Annotated in this window: 14 protein-coding genes and 1 pseudogene; 13 read left to right on the top strand and 2 right to left on the bottom strand. The window is 57.5% G+C overall.

The annotated features are described in order from the left end of the window. Positions 1–137: 137 nt before the first annotated feature. The 9 genes and pseudogenes from GSUB_RS04270 to GSUB_RS04235 all read left to right on the top strand — a co-directional run bounded on the left by GSUB_RS04270 (position 138) and on the right by GSUB_RS04235 (position 10,872). Complete coding sequence (locus GSUB_RS04270; protein ID WP_052464531.1) at positions 138–602, top strand: response regulator; 465 nt, start codon at positions 138–140, stop codon at positions 600–602. Between the two features lie 16 nt (positions 603–618). Beyond that, entirely contained in the window at positions 619–2,115 is a 1,497-nt protein-coding gene (locus GSUB_RS04265) for a DegQ family serine endoprotease (RefSeq protein ID WP_200890168.1), read from the top strand. A gap of 169 nt (positions 2,116–2,284) precedes the next feature. After that, positions 2,285–2,863, top strand: a complete 579-nt coding sequence (locus GSUB_RS04260; protein ID WP_040199345.1) for a TetR/AcrR family transcriptional regulator — start codon at positions 2,285–2,287, stop codon at positions 2,861–2,863. 144 nt (positions 2,864–3,007) lie between these two features. Beyond that, a pseudogene (locus tag GSUB_RS20155) lies at positions 3,008–3,145 on the top strand (IS701 family transposase); the annotation flags it as partial. Positions 3,146–3,319: 174 nt separating this feature from the next. Further along, positions 3,320–4,471 (top strand): efflux RND transporter periplasmic adaptor subunit, encoded by a 1,152-nt coding sequence (locus tag GSUB_RS04255; RefSeq protein ID WP_052464529.1) that lies wholly within the window; start codon positions 3,320–3,322, stop codon positions 4,469–4,471. Continuing rightward, positions 4,461–7,607, top strand: coding sequence for an efflux RND transporter permease subunit (locus GSUB_RS04250; protein WP_040199343.1), 3,147 nt, complete (start codon positions 4,461–4,463; stop codon positions 7,605–7,607). The genes GSUB_RS04255 and GSUB_RS04250 overlap by 11 nt, the downstream gene beginning before the upstream one ends. Positions 7,608–7,643: 36 nt before the next feature. Next, the gene (locus GSUB_RS04245; RefSeq protein ID WP_040199342.1) at positions 7,644–9,089 is read left to right on the top strand and encodes an efflux transporter outer membrane subunit; all 1,446 of its coding nucleotides are present in this window, start codon (positions 7,644–7,646) and stop codon (positions 9,087–9,089) included. Between the two features lie 45 nt (positions 9,090–9,134). Then, a complete protein-coding gene (locus GSUB_RS04240; RefSeq protein WP_052464527.1) occupies positions 9,135–10,097 on the top strand; it encodes a DNA integrity scanning protein DisA nucleotide-binding domain protein in 963 nt (320 codons plus the stop codon). 253 nt (positions 10,098–10,350) lie between these two features. Beyond that, a complete protein-coding gene (locus GSUB_RS04235; protein ID WP_040199340.1) occupies positions 10,351–10,872 on the top strand; it encodes a hypothetical protein in 522 nt (173 codons plus the stop codon). Here the strand turns inward: GSUB_RS04235 and GSUB_RS04230 are convergent. Then, positions 10,869–11,735 carry a hypothetical protein gene (locus GSUB_RS04230; RefSeq protein WP_040199339.1) on the bottom strand — a complete coding sequence of 289 codons (867 nt, stop codon included), beginning with the start codon at positions 11,733–11,735 and terminating at the stop codon, positions 10,869–10,871. The genes GSUB_RS04235 and GSUB_RS04230 overlap by 4 nt on opposite strands. 232 nt (positions 11,736–11,967) lie before the next feature. On the opposite strand from GSUB_RS04230, the gene GSUB_RS04225 reads away from it, so the two are divergent. The 4 genes from GSUB_RS04225 (at position 11,968) to GSUB_RS04210 (ending at position 15,176) form a co-directional block, all read left to right on the top strand. Next, a complete protein-coding gene (locus tag GSUB_RS04225; protein WP_040199338.1) occupies positions 11,968–12,366 on the top strand; it encodes a hypothetical protein in 399 nt (132 codons plus the stop codon). Positions 12,367–12,491: 125 nt separating this feature from the next. After that, entirely contained in the window at positions 12,492–12,959 is a 468-nt protein-coding gene (locus tag GSUB_RS04220; RefSeq protein ID WP_235269905.1) for an acyl-CoA thioesterase, read from the top strand. A 143-nt stretch (positions 12,960–13,102) separates the two neighbouring features. Next, the gene (locus tag GSUB_RS04215; protein ID WP_052464525.1) at positions 13,103–14,107 is read left to right on the top strand and encodes a 4Fe-4S binding protein; all 1,005 of its coding nucleotides are present in this window, start codon (positions 13,103–13,105) and stop codon (positions 14,105–14,107) included. Between the two features lie 112 nt (positions 14,108–14,219). Next, positions 14,220–15,176 (top strand): RsmB/NOP family class I SAM-dependent RNA methyltransferase, encoded by a 957-nt coding sequence (locus tag GSUB_RS04210; RefSeq protein WP_040199337.1) that lies wholly within the window; start codon positions 14,220–14,222, stop codon positions 15,174–15,176. Between the two features lie 92 nt (positions 15,177–15,268). Here the strand turns inward: GSUB_RS04210 and GSUB_RS04205 are convergent, their stop codons facing one another. Further along, positions 15,269–17,167 carry an ATP-binding cassette domain-containing protein gene (locus GSUB_RS04205; RefSeq protein WP_040202070.1) on the bottom strand — a complete coding sequence of 633 codons (1,899 nt, stop codon included), beginning with the start codon at positions 17,165–17,167 and terminating at the stop codon, positions 15,269–15,271. Positions 17,168–17,220 lie beyond the last annotated feature (53 nt).

Genomic DNA, 17,220 nt, shown 5'->3' with positions numbered 1-17,220 from the left:
GGGGCATTCTGCCCCGATGGGGCGTATTGCCTCGGCTGAAACACCGCATAACCTACCGATTTAAAACAAATTCCATCTTGGCACGGGCGATGCTTTCTCCTGAGTAAAGTCGTTATTCAACGCAAGGAGGAGAGCGCATGGTGAGCGCCCCGGGCCGTCCCATTTATACAGAAAGCACGAGTCGACCACGAATTTTATTGGCCGAGGACGACGGCGAAATGCGGGAGATGCTCTCGTTTGCTCTCTGGCGTGAAGGATATGCAGTGGAATCAATGCCTGATGGGGCCAGCCTTCTTCAGCGCCTCGAAGAAGGCTGCACCTCAGAGGCGATCGACTGGGATCTGGTGATTTCCGACATCCACATGCCCGGCATCACCGGCATGGAAGTGCTGGAATATCTGAAAACCCGCAGGAATCTTCCACCGTTGATGCTGATCACCGCTTTTGGTGATGAGCAGACCCATAAACTGGCCCGGCGCCTCGGTGCAGTGGTCCTGCTCGACAAGCCTTTCGATCTTCAGGATCTGATGTCCCAGGTTCGACGGGTCATTTTGCCCCATACGGCAAAAACCGATTATACTTTAGAGAAACCTACAAAATAAAATGGAGGATGAGGCAATGAAAAATCGTGCAACCCACTCTATCCCGTTCAACGCTCAGCGCATGCTGCAGGGACTTGCGATGCTTCTCCCCCTCATGCTGATGACCCTGTTACTGGCACCCGGACCGGCATCGGCCCAGGAATCGGGTCTCGAAAGTCTGCGCAGCACCGGTGAGGCCTTTCGGTCGGTCGCTAAAAAGGTTTCTCCCGCCGTGGTCAACATTCAGGTCGAAAAAATTGTGCAGGGCAGCCAGACACCTTTTCCTTTCGGAGGGCAGAGCCCTTTTGGGGACGACTTTTTCCGTCGTTTTTTCGGCATTCCTATGCCCGAAATTCCTGGGCGTGATCCCCACGGCAGAAATCCATCCCCACGGGTTCGTTCTCAGGGGTCAGGCTTCATCTTCAGCGACGACGGCCTGATCCTGACCAACAATCATGTGGTTGAAAATGCTGATAAGGTCAATGTCACTTTGACCGACGGGCGCAATTTCACTGCCGAAGTGATTGGATCTGATCCGGCTTCCGATGTGGCTGTCATCAAGATCGAAAGCGACAAGAAACTGCCCTTTATTCCCCTTGGGAATTCAGACGCACTTGAAGTCGGTGACTGGGTTCTGGCGGTGGGCAACCCCTTCGGGCTCTCCAACACGATTACCGCAGGAATCGTCAGCGCCAAGGGTCGCAGCAGTGTCGGCATTACCGATTACGAAAACTTCATTCAGACCGACGCCGCCATCAACCCCGGCAATTCCGGTGGACCACTGGTCAACCTGCAGGGTGAGGTAGTCGGCATGAATACCGCCATCTTCAGCCGCAGCGGCGGCTACATGGGAATCGGCTTCGCTATTCCGGTCAACATGATCAAGCTTATTCGAGACCAGCTCATTGACAACGGAAGCGTCAGCCGCGGGTATATGGGGGTCATGATTCAGAACCTTACTCCTGATCTGGCCGAAAACTTCGGACTCGATACAAGTAAAGGCGTGCTGATCTCCCAGGTCACCAAAGACAGCCCTGCGGATAAAGCCGGACTGCGCCAGGGGGATATCGTTATCGAATTCTCAGGTGAACCGGTGGACAGCGTCGGCCCCTTCCGCAACCGGGTCGCCCTGAGCCCTCCGGGTTCTGAACAAGAAATGACCATCCTGCGCGACGGCAAACGCAAAACCATCAAGATTACCCTTGGCACCCTGCCCGATGAACGGGCTACCGCTCAGAGCGACCCGTCTGAAGTCGATGAACTGGGACTGACCGTGCAACCGCTGACCGAAGAACTGGCCCAGCGTTTCGGCTACACCGACGCTGAAGGCGTGATCGTGACGCAGGTGGCCCCCGGCTCCATTGCGGCCAGAGCCAGGATTCGCCCCGGCACCCTGATCCAGGAGGTGAATCAGCAGAAGGTCACAACGCCGGCCGAGTTCCACGACGCCATGAAAAAAGGAAACAAAGACACCGTGCTGCTGCTGTTGCGTCAAGGCGACGCCATCCGTTATGTCGCCCTGCGACGCAACTAAAAGGGAAATAATTCCTGATATCTGCACGCACGCTCACATAAACCTCCTGCTATTGGCGGGCCATTCCAGGCCCGCCCCTTTTTTTTATCCCCCCTCAAACAAATCATTGACATCTGCACTCCCGACCTTTTATCCTCCGGACTGAACATTCACTCCGGAAGATGGAATTATGTCCTCCCAACACACTGAAAAGCGCACGGCGATCCTTGAGGCCGCGGTGGAATTGTTTGCCGACCGCGGTCTGCATGGCGCACCGACCGTTGCCATTGCAGAAAGAGCGGGAGTCGGAGTCGGTACAATCTACCGCTATTTCAAAGACAAGGATGACCTGATCGATCAGCTGCATCAGGACCTTCAAGAGCGCGCCCGCCATCATATCGCCGCCGGATACGACGCCGAGCGCCCTATTTCAGAGCGGTTTAAATTTCTTTTTTCACGGATGTTGGATTTTCTGCTCGCCAACCCGCGCGAATTCAAATTCATGGAACTCCACTATTATTCGTCTCGCGGGCTTGCCGAGCGCACTCCATCGACAGAGGAGGAAGAGCCGATCCGCACCCTGCTGGCCGAGGCGCGTCATCTCCAGATATTCAAAGATGCACCGCTAGATGTCCTGGAAGCCATTGCTTTCGGCCCACTGGTTGCCCTGGCAAAAAGCCACAGCCATCGAGGACTTCCTCTTGATGAAGAAAGCCGCAAACTTACCGTTCAAGCCGCATGGGACGCCCTCAAGAGCAACCCGGAATAAAAGGTGCCAATGCCTTTTTCGACGGGAATTCTTCCTTTTTTCTGAACAGGATTCAGTACTGAAGTTTAGAGTTTCGTGATCTTTGAAAATTTGCTGAAGCCGTAAAAAAGTGGCGAAAAACGGTTGACATAGCGACCATGATGTGTGGCCCAAGCTCTGCCTAAACGTGCAGTGCCGACATGGCTGGAACTGCTCGTTGGCGCGATGCTCACTCACAACGGTTGTGTCACCCATGCCTGGCTGGCGATTAACCCGAAACGGCATTGGAGCAGCTATTACAAATGATGCGGTCGCAAAAAAGCAGCTTAGCTTCAGCAATTTTCGAAAGTCAAAGAACGTTTCCTGACGCATGTTTAACTACGTGCAGGGATTGGTGTAACTCTAAATTTCAGCTGTATTTGATAAGCCAACGCATATCCCCCGCCATTGCAGGGGCACAAGGAGGAACTCGTTACCATGAAATTTCTTGCCTCATTTAAGCTTATCGGCACCACGATAGCCCTTTTGCTTATCTCGTCCGGTACAACCCATGCCGCGCCTCAGCGAGGCAATGGACCTAAACCCGTGGTGGGCACAATGAAGGTGACTGAACGGGATGCGAACATCCCGGAGAAATATATCGGCCACGTGGAGGCGGTGGAATCCATCGACCTTAAAGCCAGGGTAAGTGGCTATCTGGAGCAGGTTAATTTCTCAGAAGGTTCGACGGTCAAAAAAGGCCAGGTGTTGTATGTAATTGAACAGGCGCCGTATAAAGCACAGGTGGCGGCGGCAAAAGCCAGTTTAGCTGCAGCAGAAGCGGATCTGTTTAAGGCGCGCACCAAGCTTAATCGTATGCGCTCCGCCGAAGCGGGCAGCATCCCTCAGACCGATATGGACGATGCAACCGCAGCCTATGATCTCGCCCAGGCGCGTGTCCTCGAGGCGCAGGCACGTCAACAGATTGCAGAAATTGACCTGGGCTATACCACGATAAAATCTCCTCTGACTGGTCGCATCGGCAAGAGCTATTTCAAGCGCGGCGATCTTATCAGCTCCTCTTCCGGCTCCCTCCTGGCGGAAGTGGTGAGTATTGATCCGATGCGGGTGCTCTTCTCGATAAATGAGCGCCAGGGAGAGATTATCCGCCAGGCGGCACAGGACGCTGCCAACAAAGGGGAAGCTCCCGGGTTGAAAATCCGCATTTTCACCACCAGCGGCAGCGAATATCCCCACACCGGACGGGTGGAGTTCATGGACAACAAAATGGATCCCTCCACCGGCACTATCGCGATCTGGGCACAGTTCCCCAATCCGGAAGGGCATCTGGTTCCCGGAGAGTATGTGGATGTTGCCCTTCGGCCGGAAGAACCGCGCATGGAGTTGACTATTCCCCAGGCGGCGCTGCAGCGTGACAGAGACGGAGCCTTTGTGTTCGTGGTGGATAAAGACTCCAAAATTGAAAAACGTCGGATCAGCGTCGGGGTGAGCATCGGCAAGCAGATCTTTGTCACATCCGGTCTCGAACTTGGTGAGCAGGTGGTTTTCGAGGGGATTCAGAAAGTGACTCCGGGAGCCGAGGTGGACGTGCAGCTCAAGGAAGATAAGGATAACTCGTATGTTTTCTAAGATATTTATTGAGCGTCCGCGCCTGGCAGTAGTTATAGCCATCGTTATCACCCTCGCGGGTGCGATTGCTATGACATCCCTGCCGGTAGCCGAGTACCCATCCATAACCCCGCCGGTAATCCGCGTGAGCGCTGTATATCCGGGGGCAAGCGCCCAGGTGGTCAAGGATACCATTGCCGCCCCCATTGAGCAGGAGATGAACGGGGTTGAGGACATGCTCTACATGAGTTCAACCAGTACCGACGATGGGAGTTATTCTCTCGAAGTCACCTTTGACGTGGACTCGGATCCGGACATTGACCAGGTCAACGTGCAGAACCGTCTCCAACTGGCGGAGTCGCAACTGCCGCCTGAAGTGGTGGCCCAGGGGATCGAAGTTCGGCGCCGCTCCTCGGATATGCTCGGGGTGGTGAGCTTCATATCTCCGGGAGGTTCTCACGACCGCCTGTTTCTGAGTAACTACATCGGCCGCACCATCAAAGACACCCTGCAACGTGTGAACGGGGTGAGTGATGTGTTTGTGTTCGGTGAATACGAATACAGTATGCGCATCTGGATGAACCCGGACAAGTTGACCGCCCTGGCGATGAGCCCGGCGGAGGTGATTGAAGCCATCCGCCGGCAGAACATCCAGGCCACTCTGGGTTCGGTAGGCACGGCACCGAGCGTGGAGGGACAGCAGGTGCAGTACACCCTGAACGCCAAAGGTCGCCTGGATTCAGTGGACGAGTTCAAGGAGATCATTATCCGAACCAACCCGCAGGGTGGTGTGGTGCGGGTTAAGGATATTGCCGAGGTAGAGCTCGGAAGCAAGACCTACAACGCCGGCGGGAATCTGGATAATTCCGAGGCGATTCATATGGCACTGTACCGCTCCTCCGATGCCAACGCTATCGAGACCATGGAGCAGGTACGCGCGGTGTTGAAGGAGCAAGAGCCGGATATGCCCAATGATGTGGCCTACACAATTCCCTACGATACCACCAACTACGTTAAAGAGGCGATCAAGGAGATCACCTTTACCCTCCTGCTCACCTTCGGTCTGGTGGTGCTGGTTATCTTTGTCTTTCTGCAGAATATCCGCGCCACCCTGGTTCCGGCGGCGGCGATTCCGGTATCCATTGTCGGCACCTTTGCCGCTCTCTCCGCTCTGGGTTTCAATATCAATACCATTTCTCTATTTGCCCTTATTCTCGCCATCGGTGTGGTGGTGGATGACGCCATTGTGGTGGTGGAAAATGTGTATCGCATCATGGAAGAAGAAGGGCTGGAGCCTAAAGCCGCGACCATCAAGGCGATGTCGCAGGTTACCGGACCGATTATCGCCACCACCCTGGTGCTATTGGCGATCTTTGTCCCCACCGCGTTCATGCCTGGAATCACTGGTCAGCTCTACAAACAGTTCGGTGTAACCCTGTGCGTCTCGGTGTTGATCTCATCACTGTGCGCGTTGACCCTGAGCCCGGCGATGTGCGGGGTTATCCTCAAGAAGGCGCGCCCGCACAGACGCGGACCCCTGCTGTGGTTTAACAAGTATCTCGATCTCTCACGCAACATATATAGCGCCACTGTAGCGTGGCTGATCCGCAAAGCGGCAATAGGGGTGATTTTGTTACTCATCATCGGGGGGGGCGCGTGGTATCTGTCAGAAAGAATCCCCACCAGTTTTCTGCCCCAGGAGGATGAAGGGGGCTTTCTCATCGATGTGCAGCTGCCCGAAGGGGCAACCCTCGAACGCACGATAGAGGTCACCACCGAAGCGACAAGCCGTCTTCTGGAGATGGAAGGGGTGGAGCGTGTCCTCGCAGTGGATGGCTACAGTCTCTTAAGCGGACGTGCGGAAAACGTGGGTTTTGTCATCGCCGACCTTGACCCCTGGGATGAACGGACCCGCCCGGATCTGCATATTGATGCCCTGGTGCAGAAGGCGAGCCAGGAGCTCAACAGCATCTCGACAGCGAGTATTCGCGCCTTCGTGCCCCCGCCCATTCAGGGGCTAGGGGTGACAGGCGGGTTTGACTTCCGCCTTCAGGCCCTGGAGGATCAGCCGCCGCAGGAACTTGCTTCGGTAGCCAGGGGGCTCGTGATAGCGGCCAACCAGCATCCAGTGCTATCCATGGTATACACCACTTACAGTGCGGACACCCCCCAGCTGTGGCTGGACCTGAAACGTACCCGCATGGAGGAACTCGGTGTCTCGGCGGCTACCCTGTTCTCGACCCTCAACCAGCATCTGGGCTCTCAGTACGTCAATGACTTCAACCTCTATGGGCGCACCTATCAGGTCAAGGTGAGAGCCAAAGAGAACTTCCGCAAAAATCAGGAGGATGTCAAAGACCTGTACGTGACCAGTATTGCCGGCAAGGAGATTCCGGTGGAAAACCTCCTGGATATTTCCACCATTCTGGGGGCAAAGAGTGTCAACCGCTACAACCAGTTCACCAGTCTCACCATCAACGGTCAGGCCGCGCCGGGATACTCTTCCGGTCAGGCCATGGAGGCGATGAAAGAACTTGCCGCTGAGCATCTGCCCCCGGGATATTCCTTTGAGTGGTCCACCATGTCGCTGCAGGAACAGGCCGCAAGCGGCACCGTGGGCTATCTGTTCGCCCTGGCGGTGATATTTGCATATCTGTTCCTGGTGGCGCAGTATGAAAGCTGGAATCTGCCTCTGAGTATTATCCTCTCGGTTACCGTGGCAACCTGCGGCGCCCTGGTCGGGTTGCTGATCACCGGGCTGCCCTTGTCCATCTACTCCCAGATCGGCATGGTGCTTCTCGTAGGGCTCTCGGCGAAAAACGCGATTCTGATTGTCGAGTTTGCGCGTGACCGCAGGGAGGAAGGGGTCCGAACCCGCGATGCCGCGGTTGAAGGCGCGAAGTTGCGCTTTCGAGCGGTGCTGATGACCGCCCTAACCTTTATCCTCGGGGTTGCTCCACTGGTCTGGGCCACGGGCGCCGGAGCGACAAGCCGCAGCCATATCGGGGTGGTGGTCTTTTCCGGCATGATAGCGGCGTCAACCGTGGCCCTGTTTATTATTCCGGTGCTATACTACCTTTTCCAGAGTCTGCGAGACAAATCTTCAGCCTGGAAACAGCGCCGCCGTGCGCGGCTTGCCAACCAGTCTGCTAAATAAAAAGGTAGGGATATTATGGAGATATATACACGAGATATGACACTACGCCCCATTAAGGGTGCGGCGGTGCTTGTCTTTGTCGCCTTGACCTTAAGCGCCTGCGCTGTGGGCCCAGATTACTCCCGCATTGAGCCCGCAGCCCAGGAAGAGTGGTACGCTTCGATGGAGAAGGGGCTGGAAGCATCCGCTATTGAGGAAAGTGGCCTGGCGGCGTGGTGGAAGGTGTTCGAAGATCCGTTGCTGGAGAGATTGCAACAGCGCGCCATCAAGGATAATCTGGAGCTCAAAACCGCATTCTCCCGCCTGCAGCAGGCCCGTATCAATCGCGGTCTGAGCCGGGCGGACTACTTCCCCACACTCCGGGCCGAAGGGCAGATACAGCGCCAGCGCAGCAGCGAAAACCTCGGCGGCTCTGTGAACGGAGAGGAAAATGACTGGTACATGGCCGGACTTGATTCCTCTTGGGAACTCGATCTGTTCGGAGGGATTCGGCGCTCGGTGGAGAGTGCTCAGGCAGAGCTCGAAGCGAGCAGTGCGGACATGCACGGGGTACTGACCAGCCTCACTGCCGAAGTGGCGCTGAACTACATCGAGATGCGTACCTACCAGCAGCGCCTCAAAGTAGCTCTGGATAACATTGCCACCCAGAAAAAAACCTACGATCTCAACAATTCGCGCTTCCAGGCGGGGCTCATCGACGAGCTCAATCTGCAACAATCGCTGCGCAACCTGGAGCAGACCCGGGCGCAGGTCTCACGTCTCGAAGCAGCCATCCGCATGGCAGAGAACAATCTCGCCGTGCTTCTCGGGCAATCACCGGGCGCATTGCGTGAAGAGTTGGCCTCCACGAGCAACATCCCCGAAGCACCAGTTAAGGTCGCAGTGGGGATTCCAGCCGAAGCGCTGCGCCGCCGCCCCGATATCCGACGTGCGGAGCGAATGCTCGCCGCCCAGAGCGCACGCATCGGGGTTGCTACTGCAGAGCTCTATCCCAAGCTGCGTCTTCTCGGCACTATAGGACTCGAAGCGCTCAACTCCGGGAGTGATTTCTTTGACTCATCGAGTCAGTTCTGGGGCATCGGCCCGGGCATCTCGTGGAATATCTTCCGCGGGAATGCCCTGCGCCTGAACATCGATTTGCAGGAGGAAAAGTACAACGAGGCGCTGTTGGCGTACAATGCCACCATCCTGCGCGCCCAGCAGGAGATTGAGGATGCCCTTACCTCTTACGCCAAGGAGCAAATCCGCCAGGAGTATCTTGCCAAAGCTGTGGAAGCGGCCCGGCGTACCGAATGGCTTGCACGTGATCGCTTCAACGCAGGACTGGTGGATTTCTTCAACGTCCTTGATGCCCAGCGCGTCCTCCTTCAGCTTGAAGATGAGCTGTTTCAGAGCAAAGGGCAAGTCGCTGCCGATCTCGCGCGCTTATACAAGGCTCTCGGCGGGGGATGGCAGGGAGTTGGGTTGAAAGAGTGGGGTTAGAAAGACCTTAAAAATCCGCTGCGCAAGAACCCTTGGAGGACGAGAATGAAAAAGAAGAAGATGAGCATCACAGGTGAATTCCTCCACCACGCCAGCGCCATGGCGAAAAGTATCGATGCGCGAGCCATCATTCTCTATGCCGACGTCTTCTCCGGATTGAAGGAACTGGAGGATTTTCTAAGGGACTCCGGTCAGGTTCCGGTGATCCTCGCCACCCGCGGCGGAACCGGGCAAGAACCCGACCTGGAGGGGGGCGAGGTGATCCGGGTTCCGGGGATCCGGCTGACCCGGCTTGGGCAGATCAAGATCGCCGTGCTGGTGGGTTTTTCGAAGGGGTATTTCAAAAAAGGCGACCGTTTGGTCTGTCTTTCTGGAATCGCCGGAAGCGGGATGCTCGATACCCTGGTGATCATGGATGTCGGCGACGAGTTTGAAATGTTCGCCGCCACGGGAGCGGCGGATGTGGCCAGCAACATCACCCCCGAAGTTTTCGAGCGGGTGCTCGATATCGCCACGACCCTTGGCTACGAAGGGCGCGAGGGCAAGCCGGTAGGGACGACCTTTGTAATTGGCGACGTGGAAAAGGTCATGCAATTATCCCGGCAGATGGTTCTCAATCCGTTTCGGGGGTACACCGAAGAGGAGCGCAACATCCTTGATCCCTCGTTGGAGGAAACCGTCAAGGAATTCGCCGTCATCGACGGGGCTTTCGTGATCCAGGCCGACGGGCATATCGAGGCTGCGGGAGTTTATCTCAAGCCCGAAACCGGAGGCGAATCCCTGCCACGCGGTCTCGGCACCCGGCATCGCTCCGCCGCGGGGATCACCGCGACCACCGAGGCAGTCGCTATTACGGTGAGCGAGTCCACCGGCACGGTCACCGTCTTTCGCGGAGGAAATATCCTGATCGAGTTGGAACGACCGCGGCCCATTGGTTCCTCGCACCTTCAGGAAGCCAATGCGTTTCCGGGGCTGCGCAGGCCGGAAGAGCAGGAGAAACCCGATTAGGTGTTTCCCAGGTCGGCAAATTCGACAGAATTCCCAATTCCGGGGACAGTATATTTAATTGTGTTCCATCCGGCTTCAGACTTGAATGGAGGCGAGGTCGGAGCGATATAGAGTTTTGATTAGCACTGATCTTCCGCCAGGGGGTAAACTCCTGTGCGAGTGGTCATTGAGGTGATGCGAAACCCGCTGATCTTACTTGGCTCGAAAACCTGAACGAAGGCCAGCGGAAGATTGATGCTAATCAGGTCCAGTAATGACGCTACAGAAATTTTTCAGACGTAAAACCGGCAGGTTGAATTCACACCGCTCCGCTCATCACTTCCGGGTCGATTTTATCGGCCTGCTGACATTTGCCATGGCCTTGGCGCTCACCCTTCCCTTCTTGACAGCACCCTCCGCAAGAGCGGAAAAGAAGGATGCCGCGGAGGCTGATGTTGCAGGCCTGAACCGGGACAGGACTCAGATCGAGCATGCCCTGGCTATTCTGACAGGGGATGCGGTCAGTAATTTTAAACTGCCGGCCTCTCCCCTGGATATTTCTCCGCCGGCCCCCTCCCCCGGCCTGCCCTCGCATCTGCTGGGAAAGCGCCCTGATGTGGCGCAGCTCTCCAACAAGCGCTACCGGGCCGGGCTGGTCAGTTACCTCGAAGTGGTCGACAGCGAACGCACGGCGCTGACCTCACAGCGGATAGCGACCCGCATTCTGGGCCAGCGTTTGCAGGCCAGCGTCTCTCTGATCAAAGCCCGGGGAGGTGATTGGTCAAAAATTGATTAATCAATTTGGTGGCAGGGATTTTCGAGAAGATAGTTGAGGACGAAAATGGTTTCATCTTCCGCGGTGATGCGGCCGTCGCCGTTAAGGTCGTAGAGAGAGGCCGCGTTCTTGTGCAACGCCGCCCAATCCGCCTCACCAACCGTCCCATCACCATCGAAGTCGACATTGCGATGCGGCGTCGACCACACCGGGAAGCTCTGTATCTGTCCGGCGGTATAAAGGAAAATACGCGCCTCCAGCGCCCCCTCGTGCACCACCGCTGACAGGACCCATTGCCCCTGCGCATTGCGGGCAAATCGCTCGAGACGCAGATCGGACAGCACGATATCCGGCTTTACCCCCCCCGGGATTTTTTCAAAAATAAACTGGACCCGCCGCTTGCCGTCGGCAACCACCAGGTGCGGGCGTTGCGGAGAAGACGAAACATGACGGCACAACCGCGCGGCGACCTCCCGCAGGGAACTCCGCACGGGGCCTCCCCGGACAAGCTCCAGCGCCCCGGCATGTTTTGCGACCTGTGCAGGAGCAGAACCGGACGACGAGCCGGACCCTGGAGGAGAAACGGTGCGTGAGGGAGGCATTGTTCTGCGCCCGTTCCCGGTGGGTGTTTGACTTTGAGGCTCGCTCATTCGCCGGCGTGCCGGAAAATCGGGGGAGATGGGCGGAATCTCAGGGGGAGATGCAGACGGCGCATCCAGGTTCTCTGGAGGAGGGGCTGTTTGAGTTGGCTCGCTGCTGCCGGACGCTTCATCGCCCCGCAGCGGTCCGAAACGCAGGCCGTCTTCGGCATAAAGCGTCCCGGAGAAGAACCACCCGGCCATCAGCAACCAGGAAAAAATGAAAAAAAGGCGCGCACTGTTCATGCTGTGAATTATACGCTCCAAACCACCTTGCTATAAAGGATAAATGTTCGCGCTCCAAGCTGAAGAAAAAATTCTCCTGATCACGATTATATCAAATCGGCGGGGACCAAACACACTATGGGCTAGGCGCGCCGGCTGAAATATGGTATGTCATGAAACCCGCGAAACACAGACTTCGCTCAATTCCTTTTTTCTTCCCCGATAGAAAAACATTTGCGCAGGACGGAAATCAATGAACGCAGCCATTCGCACCAGACGGATATTTATACTGACCGCGATCCTTTCCCTGATCGCCCTGCCCATCGCCTGGTACTACTTTACACAGGATTATACCCTGTCCGGCGAAGAAAATGAGTACGGAGACTTTATCGAATTCAAGGTCAGCGATGTGGGGTTCGGCGCCAGCAATTCCTTCACACTGACCGCCTATGTGCATCAACCGAATGAGCCCCCCGTCAACCTCGGCCCCGTAGCCGGTTTTGGAAACCGCCAGATGGTCGCCATGTTCACCGACAGCGGAAAATGGCTGGACAACTCTCACTACCAGGCGCGCATTGCGGATCTCCAGGTTGATATCCAGAAAATAAACGGCGCCTGGCAGATGATCAAACAACGCGTGGCAACCCCCTGATCCATTCAATGATCGATTGTATCTGTTCACTTTGCGAAGTTGCGACCCCTTGACAACGCTTGTATATGCAATTTAGAATTTTTCACAGGGCGAAAAGTGGCCCTTGTCATGGGAGTTGCGACTCCATGCTGAACAGCTACGATCCCTTTAAAAAGGCAATCCGCATCATGCCTTCAATCTTTCAGCATGACATCGAAGTTCCGCGAAGCGCCATCGACGCCAACAGCCATGTGAACAACGTCTCCTACGTGCAGTGGATGCAGGATGCAGCAGTCATGCACTCCAGCGCGCAGGGGCTCGATGCCGCGGCCTATCGCCGCCTGGAGGCCAGCTGGGTGGTGCGCTCGCACCAGATCACCTATCTGGCCCCGGCCTTTGCCGGCGACACCATCGAAGTGCGCACCTGGGTGGCAAACCTCAAGCGCTCCCGCTCCCTGCGGAAATTTCTTTTCGTTCGCGCTGGCGACGGCAAGGAGATCGCGCGCGCCCAGACTGAGTGGGTTTATGTCGATGCAGCTGGCGGACGTCCATGCAGCATCCCTCCGGAGGTCAGCAGCGCATTCACACTGGTTTCCCCCGACGAAGAACCCTGATCGAGACTGTCGATTCACGCAGAAATCACCACGCCGGGATTTTTTTGATTTACGTCAAAGAAACCCGGCGGCCCAGGTGCGACACTCGGCACGTTCTGCATTTTCCACATATTCCTGACTCGGCTATTCCCGGAGATTTTTCTATGCTTCAAACCCTGCTCCCGCGTGATGCCCGCGCCTTTCGCATTCTGGTCCAATGGGCCTTTTTCGCCTGGATCATCTATCTGGGCGTGCGTTTCTGGTTTTTCGTCCGCCATTTCGAATCGGGAGGGACAACTGCCTACATGTCGCGTCCGCCAGGGGTCGAGGGTTTTCTTCCCATCGGCGCGCTGGTCAGCCTCAAGCACTGGGTGACAAACGGCATCGTCGATCATGTGCACCCGGCGGCGCTGGTCCTTTTCCTGACCTTTGTCGCCATGGCGTTTGTGGCGCGCAAGTCGTTCTGCTCCTGGTTGTGCCCGGTGGGAACGCTATCGGAAGGGTGCTGGAAACTGGGTGAGCGCATATTCGGACGCAACTTCCATATCTGGCGCCCGCTCGACATCGTGCTGCGGGGCCTCAAGTACGCCCTGCTGGCCTTTTTCGTCAAGATCATCCTGGTCGACATGCCGGCGCAGGCCATCGGCGGCTTTCTGCAAGCCCCCTACTGGGCCATAAGCGACGTGAAGATGCTGCACTTCTTTACCAACATGTCGCTCACGGCCATAGTGGTGCTCGCTGTTCTGACAGGCCTTTCTCTGCTGTACCGCAACTTCTGGTGCCGCTATCTCTGCCCCTACGGCGCTCTGCTGGGCCTCATCAGTCTGTGCAGCCCCATGGCGGTCAGACGCTCCCCAAAAGCCTGCATCGGCTGCAGCAAGTGTACGCGCGCATGTCCGTCACGCATTGACGTCGAGAAGAAAAGCACCGTCATCAATGCCGAGTGCACCGGCTGCCTGAGCTGTGTTTCAAACTGCCCGACCGAAGCGCTGTCGATGAAGCCACCCTTCTATCGCCGCTACCTCCCCTCATGGAGTTTCGCGGTGCTGGTGCTGACGCTGTTTTTCGGCGGCGTCGGCTTCGGCATGCTTACTGGCCACTGGCAAACCTCGCTGGAATATCAGGATTACATGCGACTGATTCCCATGACGCGCATGATGGGGCCTTGAGCGCAAGACGGAATCATGCTATATCCACAGGCCGGAACGCAAAAACGAGCGTTCCGGCCTTTTTTGCGTAAAGGAAGCCGCGCCCCACCATCCTCTTGGAATTGACTCGATTATGACCTGCCACTTTCCGGAACTTCCCGTTGAATTTCTCAACCTGTTGAACGAAGTTCTTCCCCCGGCGCACAAGGATGCAGCGCTCGCTTCTTTCAGCCTTGAAAAGCCGGTCGTCTTCCGTGTCAACACTCTGCGAACCACCGCGGAGCAGCTCCTGCGCGAACTGGAATCCGACAACATCTTCCCCCACCCCGTTCCCTGGTTGTCCGGGGCTTACAGCCTGCCCGTCGAGGACAAGCGGGCGCTGACGGAAACGAAGGCTTTCCAGCGGGGGCTTTTCTATATCCAGAATCTCTCGAGCATGCTGGCGCCTTGGGTGCTTGATCCTCAGCCGGGGGAGACGGTTCTCGATCTGGCGGCGGCACCGGGAGGCAAGTCGACCCAGATCGCGGCTCTGATGAAAAATGAGGGAAGGCTGTCGGTGGTGGAGGCGGTAAAGCCGCGCTTTTTCAAGCTCAAGGCCAACCTGGATCAGCAGGGGGTGGAAATTGCCCGCACGTTTCTGATGGACGGCCGGGCGGTCGGACGCAAGTGCCCGCAGATGTTCGACCGCATCCTTCTTGACGCGCCATGCTCGTCCGAGGCCCGCTTTTCACGGCTCGACCCGGACAGCTGGGCACACTGGAGCCCCCGCAAAGTCAAGGAGATGTCCCGCAAGCAGAAAGGGCTGGTCGCTTCTGCCTGGGCCTCCCTCAAGCCGGGAGCTGTACTGCTGTACTGCACCTGCTCGTTTTCGCCGGAGGAGAACGAACTGATCCTCGACCGGCTGCTACGCCGCGTCGGAGATGAAGCAAAATTGAAAGAGATCACCCTGCCCATCGAAAATACCCAGCCCGGCCTGACCCGCTGGAAGAGCAAAACACTGCATCCCGATCTGTGCAAAGCGGTGCGGATTCTTCCCGATGAAATGATGGACGGATTTTTCCTGGCCCTCATCCGCAAGGCCGCGTCCTAGATCCTCATCCCACTCTTCTTGGTCATAGCTCCTCCCCCCAGCGGGGGGAGGCTGAGAGGGGGGAGGCTACCCCACGCAATCCAATTGCTTCCTTACCCTTCCAGAGCCTCCAGCTCCTCCCAGCGCGCGTAACCCTGCTCTAATTCCCGGGCAATCTGCTCCAGTCTCTGTTGCAGCTGCGCAACCTCGTCGCCGTGGTCGCGGTAGAAATCCGGATTTGCCATCTGCTCGTGAATGGTCGCCTGCTCGGCCTCCAATTCTTCGATGCGTGCCGGCAGGGCTTCAAGCTCGCGTTTTTCCTTGAAGCCGAGCTTGCGGGGGCGGTCGCGCCCGGGGCGCTGCGGCTGAACTTTCTCGGCGGCAGCCTGCGGTTTCTTCTCCTCGTCTTCAATCTGTTCTGCCCGCTGCCGCTGCCAGTCCTCGTAGCCGCCGACATATTCACCGACCCTCCCCTCGCCTTCAAGCACCAGGGTGCTGGTCACCACGTTGTCGAGAAAGGCGCGGTCATGGCTGACGAGCAGCACGGTGCCGGGGAAATCCACCAGCAGACCTTCCAGCAACTCCAGCGTCTCCAGGTCGAGATCGTTGGTCGGTTCGTCCAGCACCAGCAGGTTGGCCGGCCGCGTGAACAGCTTCGCCAGCAGCAGGCGGTTGCGCTCGCCGCCGGAGAGGGTGCGAACCGGCGAACGGGCACGTTCCGGCGGGAAGAGAAAATCGCGCAGGTAACCGATCACGTGCTTGCGCTGGCCGTTGATCTCCACCCAGTCGTTGCCTTCGGCGATATTGTCCTGCACGCTCCTGTCTTCATCAAGCTGGCCGCGGTGCTGATCGAAGTAGGCGATTTCCAGGTTGGTGCCGAGCTTGACTCTCCCTTCGTCGGGCTTGAGCCGCCCGAGCAGCAACTGCAGCAGGGTGGTTTTGCCTGAACCGTTGGGACCGATGATGCCTATTTTGTCGCCCCGCAGGATTGTCGTGGAAAAATCGCGGATAATCGGCTGCCCCGTCCAGGCGTAGGAGATGTGCTCGGCCTCGATCACCCGCCGGCCGCTGCGTTCACCCTGCTGTACCGCCAGATCGGCGGTGCCGGAACGTTCGCGGCGCGCGCGGCGCTCCTCGCGCATCTGCCGCAACGCCCGCACGCGCCCCATGTTGCGGGTGCGCCGCGCCTTGATCCCCTGGCGGATCCATTTCTCTTCCTGGACCAGCTTCTTGTCGAATTCGGCCGCCTGCTTCTCCTCCGCCTCCAGCTGCTCCTCCCGGCGCTGCACGTAAGTGTCGTAATCGCACTGCCAGCTGGAAAGGCGCCCGCGATCGAGTTCAACGATGCGGGTCGCCACGCGGCGCAGGAATGAACGGTCATGGGTCACGAACATCAGCGCTTTGTCGCGCCGTACCAGGAAATCCTCCAGCCAGGCGATGGTCTCCAGGTCGAGATGGTTGGTGGGCTCGTCGAGCAGCAGCAGATCCGGATCGCTGACCAGCGCACGCCCCAGCATGACGCGGCGCTTAACCCCGCCCGACAGATGCGCAAACGCAGCATCGCCTTCAAGCTTCAGGTGGCGGATGACCTGCTCCACCAGCTGCTGCATCTGCCAGCCGCCTGTTTCCTCGATCCGCTTCTGAAGTTGCGCCAGCCGCTCCATGAGTGCCGGATCGGTGGAGGACTGCAGCGATCGGCTTACCTGGTGAAATTCTTCCAGCAGTGCCGCCTGCTCCCCCAGACCGGAAGCAATGATGGGAAATACCGTCCCCTCCAGATCCGCAGGGACATCCTGCGTGACCAGGGCGGTGCGCAAACCCTGGCGGCGCATGATGTCGCCGCCGTCGGGCGGCAGGTCGCCATTGAGAACGCGCATCAAAGTGGTTTTGCCGGCGCCGTTGCGTCCCAGCAGGCAGAGTCGCTCGCCGTCACGGATGGTCAGCTCGGCACCGTCCAACAGCAGCGGACCGCCGAAAGCAAGGGAAATATTTTTTACGGTCAGAAGAGACATGCACAAACCTGTTTCGTCATCAGGCGGCGGGTGCCGCCGGTAAAAGGAAAAAC

Origin of the sequence: Geoalkalibacter subterraneus, from assembly GCF_000827125.1 — a bacterium.
GTDB lineage: Bacteria > Desulfobacterota > Desulfuromonadia > Desulfuromonadales > Geoalkalibacteraceae > Geoalkalibacter_A > Geoalkalibacter_A subterraneus.
Note: the sequence above shows the minus strand (reverse complement) of the source record. Positions and strands in the feature narration are given on the sequence as shown.